Here is a 15,954-nt window from a genome sequence, read left to right as displayed (position 1 = left end):
ATCATGCAGACATTTAATCGTGAAAGACTGGAATTTGCACTCGATAAACGTGGTTTTACGCAAACTAAATTAGCTGAATTATTAGGTATTACCGCTCGACAAGTAAGAAACTATGTAAAAGATGAGCAAATACCTGATTTGAATGAATTAGCTAATTTATTAGAGTTTCCAGTTCATTTTTTTACTAATGACGAAAAACTGCCTGAGTTGAAATCTCAGGCAGTAAGTTTTCGTGCCCGTTCACGCACTTCAAAGAGGCTTGAAAAACAAGCATTAAATCATAGCATTACGGCTTTTTTGTTGAATGACTGGCTCGAGACAGAATTTACACTAAGTCAAGCCGTATTGCCTGATTTTTCTGATATTCCTCCTGAAGAGGCTGCTCAGGAACTAAGATTAGAATGGGGGCTGGGCAATGAACCTATAACAAATATGCTTACTTTACTCGAAGCTAAGGGTGTCCGTGTATTTTCGCTATCTCTAGATACAAAGGATATTGATGCCTTTTGTACTTGGTATGAGAATCACCCATTTGTATTTTTAAATACACAAAAATCTGCAGAACGTAGTCGATTTGATGCTGCCCATGAGTTGGGACACTTAATCCGTGATAAATACAGTATGGAACATAGTAAAAATAGTGAAATTACTGCAGATGAACCTCGTGATATTATCGAAAAAGAAGCTAATGCCTTTGCTTCAGCTTTTTTAATGCCAGAGGCTGCACTACGCTTATATCGTCATGTTCCTATCACTATTGAAAATTTATTAAAAATCAAAAGACGATTTGGTGTTTCTCTTGTTGCCTTAGCATATCGGATGCATAAATTAGGAATGATTACCGATAGGATGTATATACACAACCTTTGTCCTTTGTTTGCAAAGAAAAAATATCGAACTATCGAACCAGAGCCAATGGAAAGGGAAATATCAAGTGCATTACGTAAAATGCTTACTATTTTAAAAAATGATGGTATCGGTATTGAACAGATTGCTGAAAATTTAAACGTATCCCCCAAAGATGTTGCTGATTTAACTTTTGGATTAGTTGAGAGGGACTTAAATAGATATAGAAAACTTCGATTAGTTAAATAAAAAAACAGCCTGAAAAGTTTCAGGCTGTTTTTTTATTTTCCAATTTTTTCCCACTCCTTCATTAACCTCTTCACCGACACCGGATACGGTGTCTTCAATTCCTGCGCAAACAGCGACACCCTCAATTCTTCAATCATCCATTTAAACGCGGCGAGGTCGTCTGAAATGGGTAGTCCTTGTTTCACTAAGCTGTCGGTTTTTTCCTGCCACATTTGTTCCAGCTCTTGTATATCGGCTTCGCGGGCTGCGTCGCGGGCGGGGTTGCTGCTGTATTTTTCGAGGCGCAGGGTCATGGCTTTGAGGTAGATGGGGAGGCGCGGCCATTGTGCCCACGGGGTGCGGGTGGCGAAGCCGGCGGCGAGCAGGGTTTGCAGGCGTTGGCGCAGGAGGTGGGTGAGCGGGTGTTTGCCGAGTTTGCCGTTCAGTTCGGCGTAGGCGGCGGCGGTTTCCTGCAAGTAGCGGCTGAGGGCTTCTTTGACGGCGGGCAGGCGGCTGCGGGCGCGTTTGATTTGTTCTTTGAAGGCTTTTTCGTTGCGCGGCAGCTCGTCTTCGCCGATAAAGGCACGGTCGCAGACGGCCTGGGTAAGGTCGTCGCGCAGGGTGTCGGCGTTGATGTGTTTGAGCAGCATGGCGGCTTGGGTGAAGCCTTGGATGCCTTTGTTCAAATCTTTTACCTGCTCTTTTAATTGCAGCTTCATCAATTCGATCACGCCTTGACGGTGTGCCTGTTCGGCGGCTTCGTTAGTGTCAAACAGGCGCAGGGCGATGCGGCCGTCTTTTTCTCTTTGCAGGCCGAGATAGCCGGTGAGCTGTTGTTTGCCGCGTGCGAATTTGATGGATTCGGGCAGGGTGCCGATGTCCCATGCGGTAACGTTGTCGCGCTCGAATTCTTGGGTGTTGTCGCGGAAGGTAACGGCGGCGGCTTGACCGAGTTGTTGTTGCAACTCGTGCAGTTTGCGGCCGCCGGCAAGCTCTTGTCCGCCGTCGTCGATAATGCGCAGATTCAGATAGCAATGTTCGGGCAATTCTTGCGCCGCCCATGCGTCTTGATCGATTTGCTCGAGAATCCGCATATCGCCGGCGCTTTTGGCGATAAAGTGCGCCAACTGGGGAATGATGGCCGCTTGGCGGTCGGGATTGCTTTCGAGAAATTTGGTGATGAAATCGGGTACGGGCACGCAAATGCGGCGGATTTGCTTCGGCAGGGCTTTAATCAACAGCTGGATTTTTTCGCGCAACATACCGGGCACGAGCCATTCGAGCGACGGCGCGTGCAGGCGGTTGAGGACGGTCAGCGGCACGGTCATGGTCACGCCGTCGAGCGGGTGGTGCGGCTCGAAGCGATAGGAAAGTTTGAACTTGCCGTCTGCGGTTTGCCAGAATTTAGGGAACTGCTCTTCGGTAATGTGCGCGGCGGCGTGTTGCATCAAATCGTCGCGGCTGAGGAACAGCAGGCGCGGATTGTCGCGCTCGGCGGTTTTGAGCCAGGCTTCAAAGGTGCGAATATCGGCAAGGGGCAAAGGTTTCAGACGGCCTTTTTGAAATACTGGCTGCTTTTTGGGTTTGGGGTCGTCTGAAACATTTTGTAGGGTATGTGAACTCGGTTCACGCTCGCGGTTGTCCGCATCTTTGAAATCCGCGTGCGCGGCTTGCGCCACACGTCCTGCGTTGCGCTGGTTTGCTTGTCCGTTTTGTCCGGCTATCTTGTCCGACTGGGTTTGTCCGCCCTCTTCACTTCCCCAAACGCCGCCTTTCGCGTCTTTCCACACCAACTCGGGCAAGCGTTCGTTATAAAACGCAAATAGGGCTTCGTCATCGACCAATACGTCTTGCTTGCGCGATTTGTGTTCGAGTTCGGTAATTTCTTTAATCAGCTTTTTATTGTGGGCAAAAAAGGCCGTCTGAAGATTGCTTTCCTGCGCCACCAATGCGCCGCGGATAAAGATTTCGCGCGCTTCTTCGGGCGCAACTTTGCCGTAAGACACGGGGCGGCGCGGCAATACGGTCAGGCCGTAAAGCGTAACGCGTTCGCTGGCGACGACTTCGCCGCGTTTTTGCTCCCAATGCGGCTCGAAATAATGATAGCGGACGAGGTGCGGTGCTTCCTGCTCTATCCATTCGGGCTGGATAACGGCGACGTCGCGCGCGTAAAGGCGCGTGGTTTCAACCAATTCTGCCGCCATCACCCATTTGGGCTTGGCTTTGAACAGGGCTGATGCAGGAAAAAGGTGGAAACGGCTGCCGCGTGCGCCGGTATAGTCGTTGCCGTCGGGCGATTTCATACCGACGTTGGCGATAAGGCCGGTCAGCAGGGCGCGGTGGATTTGTTCGTAGCCGGCTTCTTTGGCAGCGCGGATTTGGGCGCGGTGTTGCTTCTTATCCAGTTGTTTTTGTTTGAGTTTGGCCGCTAAATCTTGGTCGCCTTGGCTTTCAGACGGCCTTAATTGTTCTTGGGTAGGAGGTTGCCTAAACGCGGCTTCTTTGGTGGTCAAACCCATTTCAATCGCGGTTTGGGCAAGCTGGTGGTGCAGCTCACGCCATTCGCGCATACGCAGGTGCGACAGGAAATATTGACGACACCATTGCACCAGTTGCTTGTTGGACAAGCCTTTATCGCGCTCGCGCTGGAAGCTGTCCCAAATATTCAGGTAGGTAAGGAAATCGGATTGCTTGTCGGTAAAGCGTTCATGCGCCTTGGTCGCGGCATCGCGGGCCTCCAGCGGCCGCTCGCGCGGATCTTGAATCGACAGTGCGGACGCAATCACCAATATTTCCGCCATACAGTCGTGTTTCTTCGCCGCCAACAAAATGCGTGCGATTTTCGGGTCGATGGGCAGGCGCGCCATTTGTTCGCCGAGCTTGGTCAGACGGTAGCGCGTATTGGCACCGATATGGCCCGAACTGTTTTGCAGGCCGTCTGAAACATTGGCTGGATTGGACCGTGCATCAATGCCTGATCCACGTACTTGGTTTTTCATATTTTGCATAGTCTTGTCGGTCGGGCATCTTCCCCGACATCATCTTAATTTGTCTTTATTGGTTTTCACGCCGCTTATTGCGGATAAACATATTCCGCCTTGCCGTCGCGAATGTTCAAGCTACCTGCATCGCCCGTAATCAGGTTGCCCGTTACCGAGCCTTCGCTACAACCTGAAACCGGCATATCGTAGCCCAGCGTGTGAATCAGGAACGTTGAAAGCTGCTGATGGAAGGCAATCTCGCAAGGTGCAAAAACTTGGTTGGCAGCCTGTTGCACGCCCTTATCCGGGCTATACAACACCAGCGGCACGAGATAACTGTCGGGCTGTACCGTGCCTTGATTATAGGTATCTTGGCGCACGTACTGGCCATGATCGGAGGTATAGGCAAACAGCCAGTTGCCGTCAGGCTGCTTTTGCAGCTGCTCGAATACGGTTTGGATCATTTGGTCGGTTTTGTGGATAGTGTTGTCGTACTTATCCACAATATTGGCTTCGCCGAATACTTTATCTTGAGGCTGCAACAATGCGCCGTATGGGACGTGCGAACCGCGTTGGTGCAACACAATAAAATGCTTTCCCTGCTGCAAATTGATTTTATCGAACAGCGGCAACAGCTTCTCATCGGGCATATTGTCGCCGTTGCCGTAGCCAAGCTGCGTCGGCTGAATCAGATGGTCTATCCATTTCTTACCGATTAAGTTCAAAATTGCCATCTCGTTTTCCGCCTGCGCGCTATAAAAATACGTTTCATAGCCCTGCTCTTTAGCGAGGCGGAACATATTGGTATCGCCGCTGCTGATTTGCTCATAGCCGTTGGCATGCGGTATCGCATTGAAAAAGCTGGGCAGGGACACAGCCGTCATCAAAGCGGCGGAATAGCTTTGTTTCACAATCGGTTTAAAGTCGGCCTGCGAAAGTTGGGTTAAAAACGGCGAAGTTTCGCGTCCGTAGCCAAACAATTTCAAATGCGCCGCACTTTCGCTTTCGCCCATAATCAGGATGATATTTTGAACACTGCCCTGCCCAATTTTGCTTGGCGCAGGCTGTTTGAAAACAGGAATCTTGCTTAAATCAAACAACTGATACGGCAATACGCGCCCGATAAAATAGCCGAAGCTGAAATAATTGGCTTTGATGCGGCTGTATGTCGGCTTGGGCGAAATACCGTGTTCCTGCGTCGTACTGAATGAACGTCCAAAAATCAGCAACATCGCCGCAATAAACACAATATCGGCGGCAAAATGCGTCTTACGGCGGAACTTGGCAAGGCTGCAAAACAGCACGACTTCAGCCACGCCCCACAACGCAGGCAGCCACAACTTATCCAACATCGACGCGCTCGCGCTGCCGACTTCGGTAACCTCTTTCAGCATCAGCCAATAATTAATGCCCGTCATCCAGCTTTGATAAACCGCGTAATGCACATTGTTGGCAATGATGCTGAGCGCAAAAAACAACGCAATCAGCAACCGTGAAGCCTTATAACGCGCAAACAGATACAGCGCAGCAATCACAAATATCAGCGCAAACGTTTCCGCCATTTTTGCTGCCGGCAGAGTTTCAATCCCGAATACAAAGCGATAGGCGATTTCGCTGGCGGTAAGTAGAAATGAATAGAGAAAAAGAACGAAAAGGGATTTTTTCATAATGGGAAATTTCACAATAAAAGTTGCCTGACTTCGGGAGGTCGTCTGAAAGCGGCTTCCTTGGTGGTTAAACCCATTTCAATCGCGCGCGACTTACGCATCCGCAGGTGCGACAGGAAATATTGGCGGCACCACTGCACCAACTGCTTGTTGGATAAGTCTTTGTCGCACTCGCGCTGGAAGCTGTCCCAAATGTTCAGGTAGGCAAGGAAATCAGACTGCTTGTCGGTAAAACGCTCGTGTGCTTTGGCTGCCTCCTCGCGCGCCTCTAGCGGCCGCTCGCGTGGATCTTGAATCGACAGCGCGTACGCGATCACCAATATTTCTGCCATGCAGCCATTTTGTTGTGCAGCAATCAGTATTCGGCTGACTTTGGGGTCAATTGGTAGTTGACCCATTTGTTTGCCAATAGGGGTTAATTGATAGTGCGGTTTTGGGGCTTTTAGGCTGCCTGAAAAATAACAGATAATGTTGTCTTAAAGCAATATTTAAGACGGTATTTGTTCTATCCTAAGTTATAATTCTGCTTTTTCAGGCCACCTGAAATCTTATTTTTGAAAATATGATGAATAACACACACCAACCTACTGTTTTAGATTTATTTTGCGGCTGTGGCGGCTTATCGCTCGGTTTTATTCAAGCTGGTTTTGATGTCAAATTGGGCATAGATTATTGGCAAGACGCGATTACCACCTACACCGCCACACACAAAGGCACACAAGGCATTGTCGCCGATTTATTCAACATCACACCCGAACAAATCTCCCAACAAACTCAAATTAAACAAATAGATGTGATTATTGGCGGGCCACCATGTCAAGGTTTTTCTATCGCCGGCAAACGCATGATTGATGATGAACGCAATCAACTTTATAAAGCGTTTGTGGATTTTGTCCGTTTTTATCAGCCCAAAGCATTTCTAATGGAAAATGTCCCTAATATAATGTCAATGGGAAAAGGAGCGATTAAACAACAAATTACTCAAGATTTTGAGCAACTAGGCTATATCGTCAAAAGTCAAATTTTAATGGCTTCTGATTATGGGGTACCGCAAAATCGTAAACGCGCATTTTTTGTGGGATTTAAAAATGGCATAACATTTGATTTTCCCAAACAAACGGTTAATCAATATGTTACTGTAAAACAAGCCATTTCTGATTTACCTGATTATTCGGTTGATGATGGCGCGGCTTATCCACTTTTAGGCAGCAGCGAATATCAACACATGATGCGCCAAAATGCAACTGGCTTGTTTAATCATCAAATCACTCAACATAATGATAAAACAAAAGAAATTATCGCACTCGTACCTGATGGCGGCAATTACAAAAGCCTACCTGAACATTTGCGCCAAACGAGAAACGTCAATATTGCATGGACACGCTTAAACAGCCAAAAACCAAGTTTTACGATTGATACAGGACACCGCCACCATTTCCATTATGAATTTAACCGTGTGCCAACGGTGCGCGAAAGTGCGCGGATTCAATCGTTTCCTGATGATTTTGTGTTTTTAGGGACAAAAACCAGTCAATATAAACAAGTTGGCAATGCTGTTCCGCCTATGTTGGCAAAAGTGATTGCATTGAAAATGAAAGAATTTTTATGAGCCAAATTTATCAAATTCCTGATGAATATTTTTTCCGTTTACATCATATTCGCCCACGTTTTAAAAGTAATGTAGAAGAAGTGTTATTGTACGTTGCCAATTCTATTTCTGATTTGAACACGCTGCCTGAAAAAGAATTTAACGAACAATTAAATGCGGTTTTGAGAAATTTTGGTAAAAATCAAACTGCTAAACAAAAAACCATCGATAATTGGCGCACTGAAATTGCTGCCTTATTTTCTTTTATTCAAGAAACCGAAACAGGAAAATTATTTCCCAGTCTCATGGCAAAAAGGCTGGCTGAAAATCAATATCTTGATGAATTTTTTAATTATTTTTTATACACTTTTCAATACCCAGCAGGACACAATAAAAATCATGCAGTGATTGAACAGATCAAAAAAGGCATTCAATTTCAGCCGTGTAAATTTATTTTGCAAATTTTTCAGGCGGCCTGCGAATTAAGCGATAAGCCATTTAGTTTAACCGCCGAAGAATTAACGCAATGCGCCTATTTTGATTTGCGCGTAACGGCTGAACATAGCAAAACAGCACATGATGTTGCCAAGCACATTATTGAAAATAGAGAAAATAAAATTAAATACTCTCATGAATATGAGCAATTAAAAAAGATAAACGGTAATTATCCATCTGCTAGTGATGTCTATCGTTATGCTGGCGATATTTTAGATTATATGGTTTTGGCTAATTTATTGAAAACAAAGGGAACACACTATTACTATTATTTGAATACGGATAATCCAGATTTAATCAATCGCCATTTGCAAAATACAGCTTATTTCAACCAATACAATTGTTTTTATTATCAAAAAGAAATCAGTAATGCTGAAATTAGGGCATTAGAACGACAATGGTTTGATTATGTGAACCAATTTGACAATATCGCAGAATTTTCTCCGTCATTAAATCAAGCGGAACAAGCAGATATTTCTGTATTAGTACAAGAATATTACGCCAAAATGCAAGGTAAAGAATTGTTACCTACCAAAATTTTTGGCGATTATGGCGAAACTTTGATTTTGGCGCATGAATATTTACGTACCAAAGGTCAATCCAACCGCCAACATTTGATTAACAAAATCCCAACGCCTTTGGGTGTAGGTTATGATTTGCAAAGTATTGAAATTGAAAAGCATAAACGATACATTGAAGTGAAAAGTACGCGCTCTAAAAAGGCAATTAACAGCAATCGCTTTAAATTAACGCCAAATGAATGGGATAGCGCGGAAACCTTGGGAGACAGTTACTTTATTTATTATCTAGTTATGAATGAGACAGGCAAAAATATTTTTATTATTCAAAATCCTGCGAAAAAATATCGTGAGAATTTATTAAAAATTGACAGCCATTGGATGGTTGAATTTTTACCGCAAGCTGGCAAGTGGCAGCCTTTGTTGGAGGTATCATGCTCCGAGTAACATCCCTATTTTGCGGTTGCGGTGGCATGGATAAAGGTATTTTGGGTGGATTTGATTATTTAGGGCACTACTACGCCAAATTACCATTTGAAATTGTATATGCTGCCGATAACGACCCTTACGCCATTAAAATTTACAACGACAATTTTACGCATCATGCTGAATTGAAAGATGTTCGCGATATTGTGGCACATGAATTGCCTGACCATGATATTTTGCTGGGGGGCTTTCCGTGTCAATCGTTTTCTATTGTGGCGCAAAATCCGCCGCGTTTGGGTTATAAAGATGAAAAAGGTAAGTTATTCTTTGAAATGGTTAAAGTTTTAAAGGAAAAACAACCTCGATTTTTTATTGCGGAAAATGTAAAAGGTTTGTTATCGGCAAATAATAAACAGGCTTTTCCGATGATTTTGCGTGAATTTGAACAAGCTGGTTATCACATTCACTATAAATTGCTGAATGCGTCTGAATATGGCGTACCGCAAAAGCGCGAACGTGTTTTTATGGTGGGTTTTCGGGATTTTGACGATTATTTCAAATTTCAATTTCCTGTTATGCTGCCTGAAAAAGTACCGCTTAAATTCGCATTGGATGCACAAGCTAATCTTGATGAAAAATGGTTTTTCAGCCCTAAAGCGGTAGAGGGTATGTTGCGTGTGCGTGAAAAAATGAATAAAGGGCGCGTACAAAATATTGAACAGCCATGCAATACGATTAGCGCACATTTGGCAAAAGTGAGTTTGAATGGCACAGACCCTGTATTGATGATTGGCGAACGGTATCGCCGATTTTCACCGCGTGAAGCCGCTAATATTCAATCTTTTCCGCTTGATTTTCAATTTGACAGCGTGTCAGATAATCGTCAATATCGGGCAATTGGCAATGCTGTACCGCCTGTATTGATGTGGCACGTTGCCAATGCGTTAGCAGAAATTGTGTAGTATTCAGCCAGTCTAAAAATGCAAAATACCATCTGAAATTTATTTTCCAAGCGGTATTTTTTGTGTAATTTCTTTTTCTGGTTGTTTGAAATCATATTGCCTCCACCGCCCCCAACTCCAGCAATACCTGAAAACCGTCATTGATATACCGCGAATCGGGCATTTCTAAAAACGGGAATGCTGCTACGTCGCCCAAGTTCAGTGATGCCATGCGCAGGATGACGGCGGCGAGGTTGCTGCGGACGATTTCTGGGTCGGTAAATTCGGGGCGGCTGTTGAAATCTTCTTCTGAAAACAGTCGGATACAGACGCCTGCGGAGACGCGGCCGCAGCGGCCGGAGCGTTGGCGGGCGGCGGCTTGGGAGATTTTTTCGACATGAAGCTGCTCCACCTTTGCCCGTGCGGAATAGCGTTTGACGCGCGCGAGGCCGGTGTCGATGACGTATTTGATACCCGGCACGGTGAGCGAGGTTTCGGCGACGTTTGTTGCTAACACGATGCGGCGTTTTGCGCCGGAGGGGTGGAAGATTTTGTGCTGCTCGGCGTGCGACAGGCGTGCGAACAGGGGCAGGATTTCGTCGTTGCGGCGCAGTGTAGATTTGCGCAGGGCTTCGGCGGCTTCTCGGATTTCGCGTTCGCCCGGCAGGAACACCAAAATATCGCCTTCGCCATAGCGTGCCAATTCGTCGGCTGCATCGACAATCGCGTCGGTCAGCTCTACTTCTGCATCGTCTTCATCTTTGCTGGTCAGCGGTCGATAGAGGATTTCGACGGGATACGTCCGTCCGCTTACTTCCAGCACAGGCGCGCCGTTGAAGTGTTGGGAAAAGCGTTCTGCGTCTATCGTTGCCGAGGTGATGATGACTTTCAAATCGGGGCGGCGCGGCAGGAGCTGTTTCAAATAGCCCAAGAGGAAGTCGATGTTCAGGCTGCGTTCGTGCGCTTCGTCGATGATAATCGTGTCGTAGGCAGCGAGATAACGGTCGGTCTGGGTTTCTGCCAACAGGATGCCGTCGGTCATCAGCTTGACGCAGGCATCGCGCGAGGTGTGGTCGGTAAAGCGTACTTTATAGCCGACCGCGCTGCCGATTTCGGATTTCAGCTCTTCGGCAATCCGCTCTGCTACGGAACGCGCGGCCAAACGGCGCGGCTGGGTATGCCCGATCAATCCTGCCGCCCCGCGCCCGAGTTCCAAACAAATCTTGGGCAACTGCGTGGTTTTGCCCGAACCGGTTTCGCCGCAAATAATCGTTACCTGATTTTCGGCAATGGCTTTTTTGATTTCGTCGAGTTTTTCGTGAACGGGCAGCGTGTTGTCAAATTCGGGCTTGGGCAGTTTGGACAGGCGTTGCAGATAGAGATCGTGCGATTTTTTGTATTTTTCCTCAACCTTGGCCAAGCCGCCGTATTTATTGGGGTTTTTAAAGGCAGATCGCAGAAAATGGCGGTCTTTGGAGAGAGTTTGGGCGAAATCGGGTTGCGGCATGATGGTGCAATAAATTAAATAATGTGAAAAGAATGGAATTATAGCAAAAGGCCGTCTGAAACTTGCTTGCTTTCAAGTTTCAGACGGCCTTTGTATGGATAAACCGTTTTAGTCGGCGGCGTGCCAAGGTTTTTGCATACCGGCGTGGAAACTCGGTTTTTCTCCGCCCCACAAGGTGTCGATGTCGTAAAAGTCGCGCACTGCAGGGAGCATGACATGGACAACGAGGTCGCCTGCGTCGACGAGCGTCCATTCGCCGCTGTCGCCTTCGGTGCTGAGGATTTCGAAACCGGCTTCTTTCAAATCGACGGCAACGTTGTTCGCCAGTGCTTTAACTTGGCGTGTGCTGTCGCCGCTGGCAATAATCATGCGGGCAAACAGGGAGGTTTTGTCTTGGGTTTCCAAAACAGAGATGTCTTTGGCTTTAATATCTTCGAGGGCGTTTACGGCCACTTCGACCATTTTTTGCAGGTCTTGCAATTCTTGTTCGTTCATTGTTTTCCTAGTTGAAATGTTTTCAGACGGCATTATAGCTTATCTGCCTGAATAAACGCTATTTTTCATAGAGTTTGTGTTGGCGGATGTATTGGGCGACGGGTTGTGGCAGGCCGTCTGAATGGTGCGTTTTGGCGAGATTGGCACGGATTTGGGTGGAACTGGTATTGTGCAGCGGCGCGTTGAGGATGCGGACGCTGCCGTTTTGCAGTGCTTCGCCAAGCCATGCGTGCAATTCGCGCGGGGTTTTGTTGAGGTTGTCACCTTGGCGCATGGCGATGGCGATATGGGTCTGGCGCACGAGGGTTTGCCATTTTTTCCATGTATGCAGCTGCATCAGGCTGTCGCTGCCCATCAGCCACCACAGTTGCGCGCCGGGAAACTGCTGGCGGAAGATCTGGACGGTGTCAAACGTATAGGTCGCGCCGTCACGGACGATGTCGCAGTCGCTGGCGGCGAATTTCGGTTCGTCGGCAATGGCGAGTTCAACCATATTGAGGCGCTCTTGTGCCGGCGTGCGCGTGCTGTCTTTGTGGTACGGGTCGCCTGCCGGCAGGAAGACGACAAGATCCAAACCGATTTCGTCGGCGAAGGCGCGGGCGATGTGGAGGTGGCCGTTGTGGATGGGGTCAAACGTGCCGCCGAATAATCCGATGTTTTTCATTTCGTAGTGGTGTCTGCGTTAGATGTTTTGGCCGTCTGAAGCAGGCAGGCTGCCGTCAACAATCAGGTTGAGCTTGCCAGTGGTCGGGTGGATGACCAGGCCGTGGATGGCGATATTGTCGGGCATCAGCGGATGTTTGCGAATCAGCTCGACGGTATGGCGCACGCTGTCTTCAACATCGTCAAAACCGGTCAGCCAGCCGTCCAAATCGATACCGGCATTACGCAGGGTTTCGATGCGGTCGTCGGGGATATTGCTGTCGTGTACGCGTTGGAGGAACTCTTCGGCGTGCAATCCGCGCATACCGCAATCGTGGTGGGCAATGACCATGATTTCTTTGACTTTGAGTTCAAATACGGCGACCAACAAACTGCGCATCACAGAACCCCAAGGGTGGGTCACCAGCGCACCGGCGTTTTTGATGAGCTTGGCGTCACCGTTTTTCAAGCCCAAGGCATTGGGCAGCAGTTCGATAATGCGTGCGTCCATGCAGGAAAGAATGGCCAGCTCGCGGCCGGGGTATTTGTTGGTAAAGTATTTTTCGTATTCGCCCGTTTCGACGAAATGTTGGTTATAGGCGAGGATTTCGCTCAATTCGCTCATGATGTGCTCGTTTCGGATGGTTTACTCTATTATAGCGGTTTTCGGGTAGTGCGGTTGTTTTGCAAATTCGCCGTAAACGGCTAAAATCGACGTATCTTTAGTTCTTTTGGAGGATGCGCCATGTCTCAGTCTTTCCGTTTTGAACAGGTATTCGCGTCCGATGTCCACGACGCATTGTGGGATTGGGCGCAAACCAGCTATGGCGCATCCGACGATTGGTGCATTCTGTATCTCAACGGTCTGCCTTTAGGCCGTCTGAACCCGTTATGGCGCGAACGCCTCAGGCAAGATTGGACAGGCAGGCAATCAACCCTTTCAGACGGCCTGAATTTGAAAACCGACAGCTGGGCTCAGATGGGCGACAGTTTGCAAACGCTGGCGCAACAATGGCGCGAGTGCGGTTGGCTCAAGGGTTGGCGCGGTGAAAAGTTCGACATCTGCGACCAGTCGGGCAAGCCTTTATGCGCACTCGAGCGCGCCGCCTTCCGCCCGTTCGGCCTGATGAGTCAGGCAGTTCATTTGAACGGATTGGTCGAAACAGAAGACGGTTTGCACTTTTGGATAGGCCGCCGCAGTCCGCACAAAGCCGTCGATCCAAACAAACTCGACAACCTGACCGGCGGCGGCATCAGCAGCGGCGAGAGGCCGTCTGAAGCTGTCTGCCGCGAGGGCGAAGAAGAAGCAGGCATTCCCGCTTCTCTGACACCCCATATCCGACCGACCGCCCAAATATATAGTTTGCGCCCCGTTAACCGCGGTGTCCACAACGAAATCCTGCATATCTTCGACATCGTCCTGCCCGAAGGCTTCCAACCCGCCAACCAAGACGGCGAAGTCGCCGGTTTTGAACTGATGGACATCCCCACCCTGCTCGATGCCATGTTGGGCGGACACATGATGCACGATGCCCAGCTGGTCACGATCGAAGCCTGCCGGCGATACAGCCTGATTGACCCCAAACATCCGCTGTCCGCATGGCTCGACAGCATCCGTTGCCGACCCTATTTTTAAAGGCCGTCTGAAACCATGTTGCAACTCAAAAACATCAACAAACGCTTCGGCAGCAAAACCGTTGCCCAAGACATCAACCTAAACGTCGAAGCAGGCGAAATCCTTGCCGTACTCGGCCGCTCCGGCTGCGGCAAATCCACCCTGCTCAAAACCATCGTCGGCCTAGTGCGTCCCGACAGCGGCGAAGTCTGGCTCAACGGCGACAACATCACCGACATGCCGTCTGAAAAACGCAATATCTCGCTGATGTTTCAAGACTACGCCCTTTTGCCGCATTTAACCGCCCTCGACAACGTCGGTTTCGGCCTCAAAATGCGCCGTCTGCCCAAAGCCGAAATCGAAGAACAATCCATGCATGCCTTGCGCGACATCGGTTTGGAACACGAAGCGCAACGCAAACCCGAAAGCCTCTCCGGCGGCGAACAGCAACGCCTCGCCCTCGCACGCGCCCTAATCACGCGCCCGTCGCTGTTGCTCTTAGACGAAGCCTTCTCCAGCCTCGACACCCACCTGCGCCGCCACCTGCGCACCCTGACCGCCGAACGCATCCGCAGCCAAAACATCCCCGCCATCCTCGTGACCCACTCCGCCGAGGAAGCCTGCACCATGGCCGACACCATCGCCATCATGCACGAAGGCCGCATCCTCCAACACGGCACGCCGGAAACCCTTATCCGCCGCCCCGTCAACGCCCAAGCCGCCCTGCTGCTCGGTTTGGCCAACACCGGCGACACACGCTACATCCCCCAACACGCCATCCGATTCGACCCGAACGGCACAGCCGTCCGCATCAGCGAAGCCGTCCCCCTAGCCGAAGGCATACGCCTTACCCTCGCCCATCCGCAATACGGCGATTTGATTTGGTATCCCCACGCCGACCACGATACAGACAAACCGCAAACCGGACAGGAAATCCGCATCAGCGTGGATGAAAGTCAGATTGTTTGGTTTGATTGAATTTGATGGATTGAAAAAGAAAAAGGCCGTCTGAAAATTAAGTTTCAGACGGCCTTTTGGTAACTTGGGTTGAAAATCTAACACAAAACAGATGATTTAACGGTTTTGTTGGGTCTTGACCCAACCTATGCTTGCTATTAGAACCCCACTAGACCACTTGATATTGACGTTCAACATAATTTTGTAAACAACTAATGAAACAAAACTTAAAACAGTAAAACAATCCATCACCATAGGCAATCCCTCCATCAACATATTTAAAATGAAAGCCTTAACCTCGCATCAGTCCGTAGACGAGCATTCATCAGTCAATTTTGGAATATCAAGCGTAGTGGAGCCGAGGAATTCCTTTTTATCATTATTCTGTATTTTTTTCAAGATGTTGGTTATGTAACTTAGCGATGAAAAATTGCGAGTTACCATAATATTCAGATTTTTTAGGTTATTAATTAAGAATTCTTCACCAAACTCTTCTACGAGAACTTTTAGTGAAACTGTTTCTATCCGTTGTTTTTTTAAATGCAAAATAGAAGATTTACGAATGAATTCATTTTTCTTTAGTAACTTAACCTCTTCAATTAATTGTTTACTGAAACAATGTTCTTGAGGGTACTGTTCTAGGATTTCATTAGTAATATTTTCTTTATTATGCAAAATAGCATTTGATAATGATGGGGAATTAAGAATTTTGCAATTCTCAAAATAACAACTCTCTAGTTTGCTGTTTTCAAATAAGGAGGATGATATAATACAATTTTTAAAGATACATTCTTTTAAGTTGCATTTTCTGAATAGTGTTCCCCTTAAGTAACAATTATCAAAAGTAGAGCCAAATAGTGAACTAAATTTAAATTTAGCACCTATAAAAGAGGCATTGATAAATTTGGAGTGGGAAAAGTTAGAGTGGTAGCTAGTGGTTTTATTAAAATTTTTATGGATAAATTTTTTATTTCTAGTATCAATATTGTTATAGCTGTATCTTTTTTTATCATTATTCACCAACATAATTTGTTCCTTATTTCTAATT

At 47.5% G+C, this 15,954-nt stretch carries 13 protein-coding genes and 1 pseudogene; 6 read left to right on the top strand and 8 right to left on the bottom strand.

Going from position 1 to position 15,954, the window contains the following annotated elements; genetic code table 11:
• Positions 1-3: 3 nt before the first annotated feature.
• Positions 4-1,095 (top strand): XRE family transcriptional regulator, encoded by a 1,092-nt coding sequence (locus ACTHTS_RS08850; protein WP_049359309.1) that lies wholly within the window; start codon positions 4-6, stop codon positions 1,093-1,095.
• 32 nt (positions 1,096-1,127) lie between these two features.
• On the opposite strand, the gene ACTHTS_RS08845 is transcribed toward ACTHTS_RS08850, so the two are convergent.
• The 3 genes and pseudogenes from ACTHTS_RS08845 to ACTHTS_RS08835 form a co-directional block, all read right to left on the bottom strand.
• Complete coding sequence (locus ACTHTS_RS08845; protein ID WP_440369809.1) at positions 1,128-4,082, bottom strand: DUF3418 domain-containing protein; 2,955 nt, start codon at positions 4,080-4,082, stop codon at positions 1,128-1,130.
• Positions 4,083-4,147: 65 nt separating this feature from the next.
• Positions 4,148-5,725 carry a phosphoethanolamine transferase gene (locus ACTHTS_RS08840; RefSeq protein WP_440369835.1) on the bottom strand — a complete coding sequence of 526 codons (1,578 nt, stop codon included), beginning with the start codon at positions 5,723-5,725 and terminating at the stop codon, positions 4,148-4,150.
• Between the two features lie 17 nt (positions 5,726-5,742).
• A pseudogene (locus tag ACTHTS_RS08835) lies at positions 5,743-6,120 on the bottom strand (ATP-dependent helicase); the annotation flags it as partial.
• Between the two features lie 167 nt (positions 6,121-6,287).
• Here ACTHTS_RS08835 and ACTHTS_RS08830 point away from each other — a divergent pair.
• From ACTHTS_RS08830 to dcm, 3 genes are read left to right on the top strand one after another with little or no spacing between them, the layout of a single operon-like run.
• Complete coding sequence (locus ACTHTS_RS08830; protein WP_440369808.1) at positions 6,288-7,331, top strand: DNA cytosine methyltransferase; 1,044 nt, start codon at positions 6,288-6,290, stop codon at positions 7,329-7,331.
• A complete protein-coding gene (locus ACTHTS_RS08825; RefSeq protein ID WP_070631763.1) occupies positions 7,328-8,770 on the top strand; it encodes a protein NO VEIN domain-containing protein in 1,443 nt (480 codons plus the stop codon). Before ACTHTS_RS08830 ends, ACTHTS_RS08825 begins: the two co-directional genes overlap by 4 nt.
• Positions 8,758-9,711, top strand: coding sequence for a DNA (cytosine-5-)-methyltransferase (gene dcm, locus ACTHTS_RS08820; protein ID WP_070631767.1), 954 nt, complete (start codon positions 8,758-8,760; stop codon positions 9,709-9,711). The genes ACTHTS_RS08825 and dcm overlap by 13 nt, the downstream gene beginning before the upstream one ends.
• 91 nt (positions 9,712-9,802) lie before the next feature.
• On the opposite strand, the gene hrpA is transcribed toward dcm, so the two are convergent.
• The 4 genes from hrpA to ACTHTS_RS08800 all read right to left on the bottom strand — a co-directional run bounded on the left by hrpA (position 9,803) and on the right by ACTHTS_RS08800 (position 12,959).
• Positions 9,803-11,197: an ATP-dependent RNA helicase HrpA gene (gene hrpA / locus ACTHTS_RS08815; protein ID WP_254324132.1), complete on the bottom strand. Its 1,395-nt coding sequence runs from the start codon at positions 11,195-11,197 to the stop codon at positions 9,803-9,805.
• A 108-nt stretch (positions 11,198-11,305) separates the two neighbouring features.
• The gene (gene rsfS / locus ACTHTS_RS08810) at positions 11,306-11,692 is read right to left on the bottom strand and encodes a ribosome silencing factor (RefSeq protein ID WP_002246503.1); all 387 of its coding nucleotides are present in this window, start codon (positions 11,690-11,692) and stop codon (positions 11,306-11,308) included.
• 58 nt (positions 11,693-11,750) lie between these two features.
• On the bottom strand, positions 11,751-12,356 hold the full coding sequence (gene nadD / locus ACTHTS_RS08805; protein ID WP_003749340.1) for a nicotinate-nucleotide adenylyltransferase: 606 nt from the start codon (positions 12,354-12,356) through the stop codon (positions 11,751-11,753).
• Positions 12,357-12,374: 18 nt separating this feature from the next.
• Positions 12,375-12,959, bottom strand: a complete 585-nt coding sequence (locus ACTHTS_RS08800) for a beta-class carbonic anhydrase (protein WP_049336840.1) — start codon at positions 12,957-12,959, stop codon at positions 12,375-12,377.
• Between the two features lie 120 nt (positions 12,960-13,079).
• On the opposite strand from ACTHTS_RS08800, the gene ACTHTS_RS08795 reads away from it, so the two are divergent.
• Positions 13,080-13,970, top strand: coding sequence for an NUDIX domain-containing protein (locus ACTHTS_RS08795; protein ID WP_440369807.1), 891 nt, complete (start codon positions 13,080-13,082; stop codon positions 13,968-13,970).
• 15 nt (positions 13,971-13,985) lie between these two features.
• Complete coding sequence (locus tag ACTHTS_RS08790; RefSeq protein ID WP_070588198.1) at positions 13,986-14,927, top strand: ABC transporter ATP-binding protein; 942 nt, start codon at positions 13,986-13,988, stop codon at positions 14,925-14,927.
• 282 nt (positions 14,928-15,209) lie between these two features.
• On the opposite strand, the gene ACTHTS_RS08785 is transcribed toward ACTHTS_RS08790, so the two are convergent.
• Positions 15,210-15,932, bottom strand: coding sequence for a pentapeptide repeat-containing protein (locus ACTHTS_RS08785; RefSeq protein ID WP_070588197.1), 723 nt, complete (start codon positions 15,930-15,932; stop codon positions 15,210-15,212).
• Positions 15,933-15,954 lie beyond the last annotated feature (22 nt).

It is taken from the genome of Neisseria sp. P0019.S003 (assembly GCF_051957115.1).
Taxonomy (GTDB): Bacteria; Pseudomonadota; Gammaproteobacteria; order Burkholderiales; family Neisseriaceae; genus Neisseria; species Neisseria flavescens_D.
This window is presented reverse-complemented; position numbering and strand designations above follow the sequence as displayed.

Coding starts and splice junctions, on each gene's coding strand:
- ACTHTS_RS08850 (WP_049359309.1), top strand. CDS start 4: ATGCAGACATTTAATCGTGAAAGACTGGAATTTGCACTCGATAAACGT.
- ACTHTS_RS08845 (WP_440369809.1), bottom strand. CDS start 4,082: ATGCAAAATATGAAAAACCAAGTACGTGGATCAGGCATTGATGCACGG.
- ACTHTS_RS08830 (WP_440369808.1), top strand. CDS start 6,288: ATGAATAACACACACCAACCTACTGTTTTAGATTTATTTTGCGGCTGT.
- ACTHTS_RS08825 (WP_070631763.1), top strand. CDS start 7,328: ATGAGCCAAATTTATCAAATTCCTGATGAATATTTTTTCCGTTTACAT.
- dcm (WP_070631767.1), top strand. CDS start 8,758: ATGCTCCGAGTAACATCCCTATTTTGCGGTTGCGGTGGCATGGATAAA.
- hrpA (WP_254324132.1), bottom strand. CDS start 11,197: ATGCCGCAACCCGATTTCGCCCAAACTCTCTCCAAAGACCGCCATTTT.
- rsfS (WP_002246503.1), bottom strand. CDS start 11,692: ATGAACGAACAAGAATTGCAAGACCTGCAAAAAATGGTCGAAGTGGCC.
- nadD (WP_003749340.1), bottom strand. CDS start 12,356: ATGAAAAACATCGGATTATTCGGCGGCACGTTTGACCCCATCCACAAC.
- ACTHTS_RS08800 (WP_049336840.1), bottom strand. CDS start 12,959: ATGAGCGAATTGAGCGAAATCCTCGCCTATAACCAACATTTCGTCGAA.
- ACTHTS_RS08795 (WP_440369807.1), top strand. CDS start 13,080: ATGTCTCAGTCTTTCCGTTTTGAACAGGTATTCGCGTCCGATGTCCAC.
- ACTHTS_RS08790 (WP_070588198.1), top strand. CDS start 13,986: ATGTTGCAACTCAAAAACATCAACAAACGCTTCGGCAGCAAAACCGTT.
- ACTHTS_RS08785 (WP_070588197.1), bottom strand. CDS start 15,932: ATGTTGGTGAATAATGATAAAAAAAGATACAGCTATAACAATATTGAT.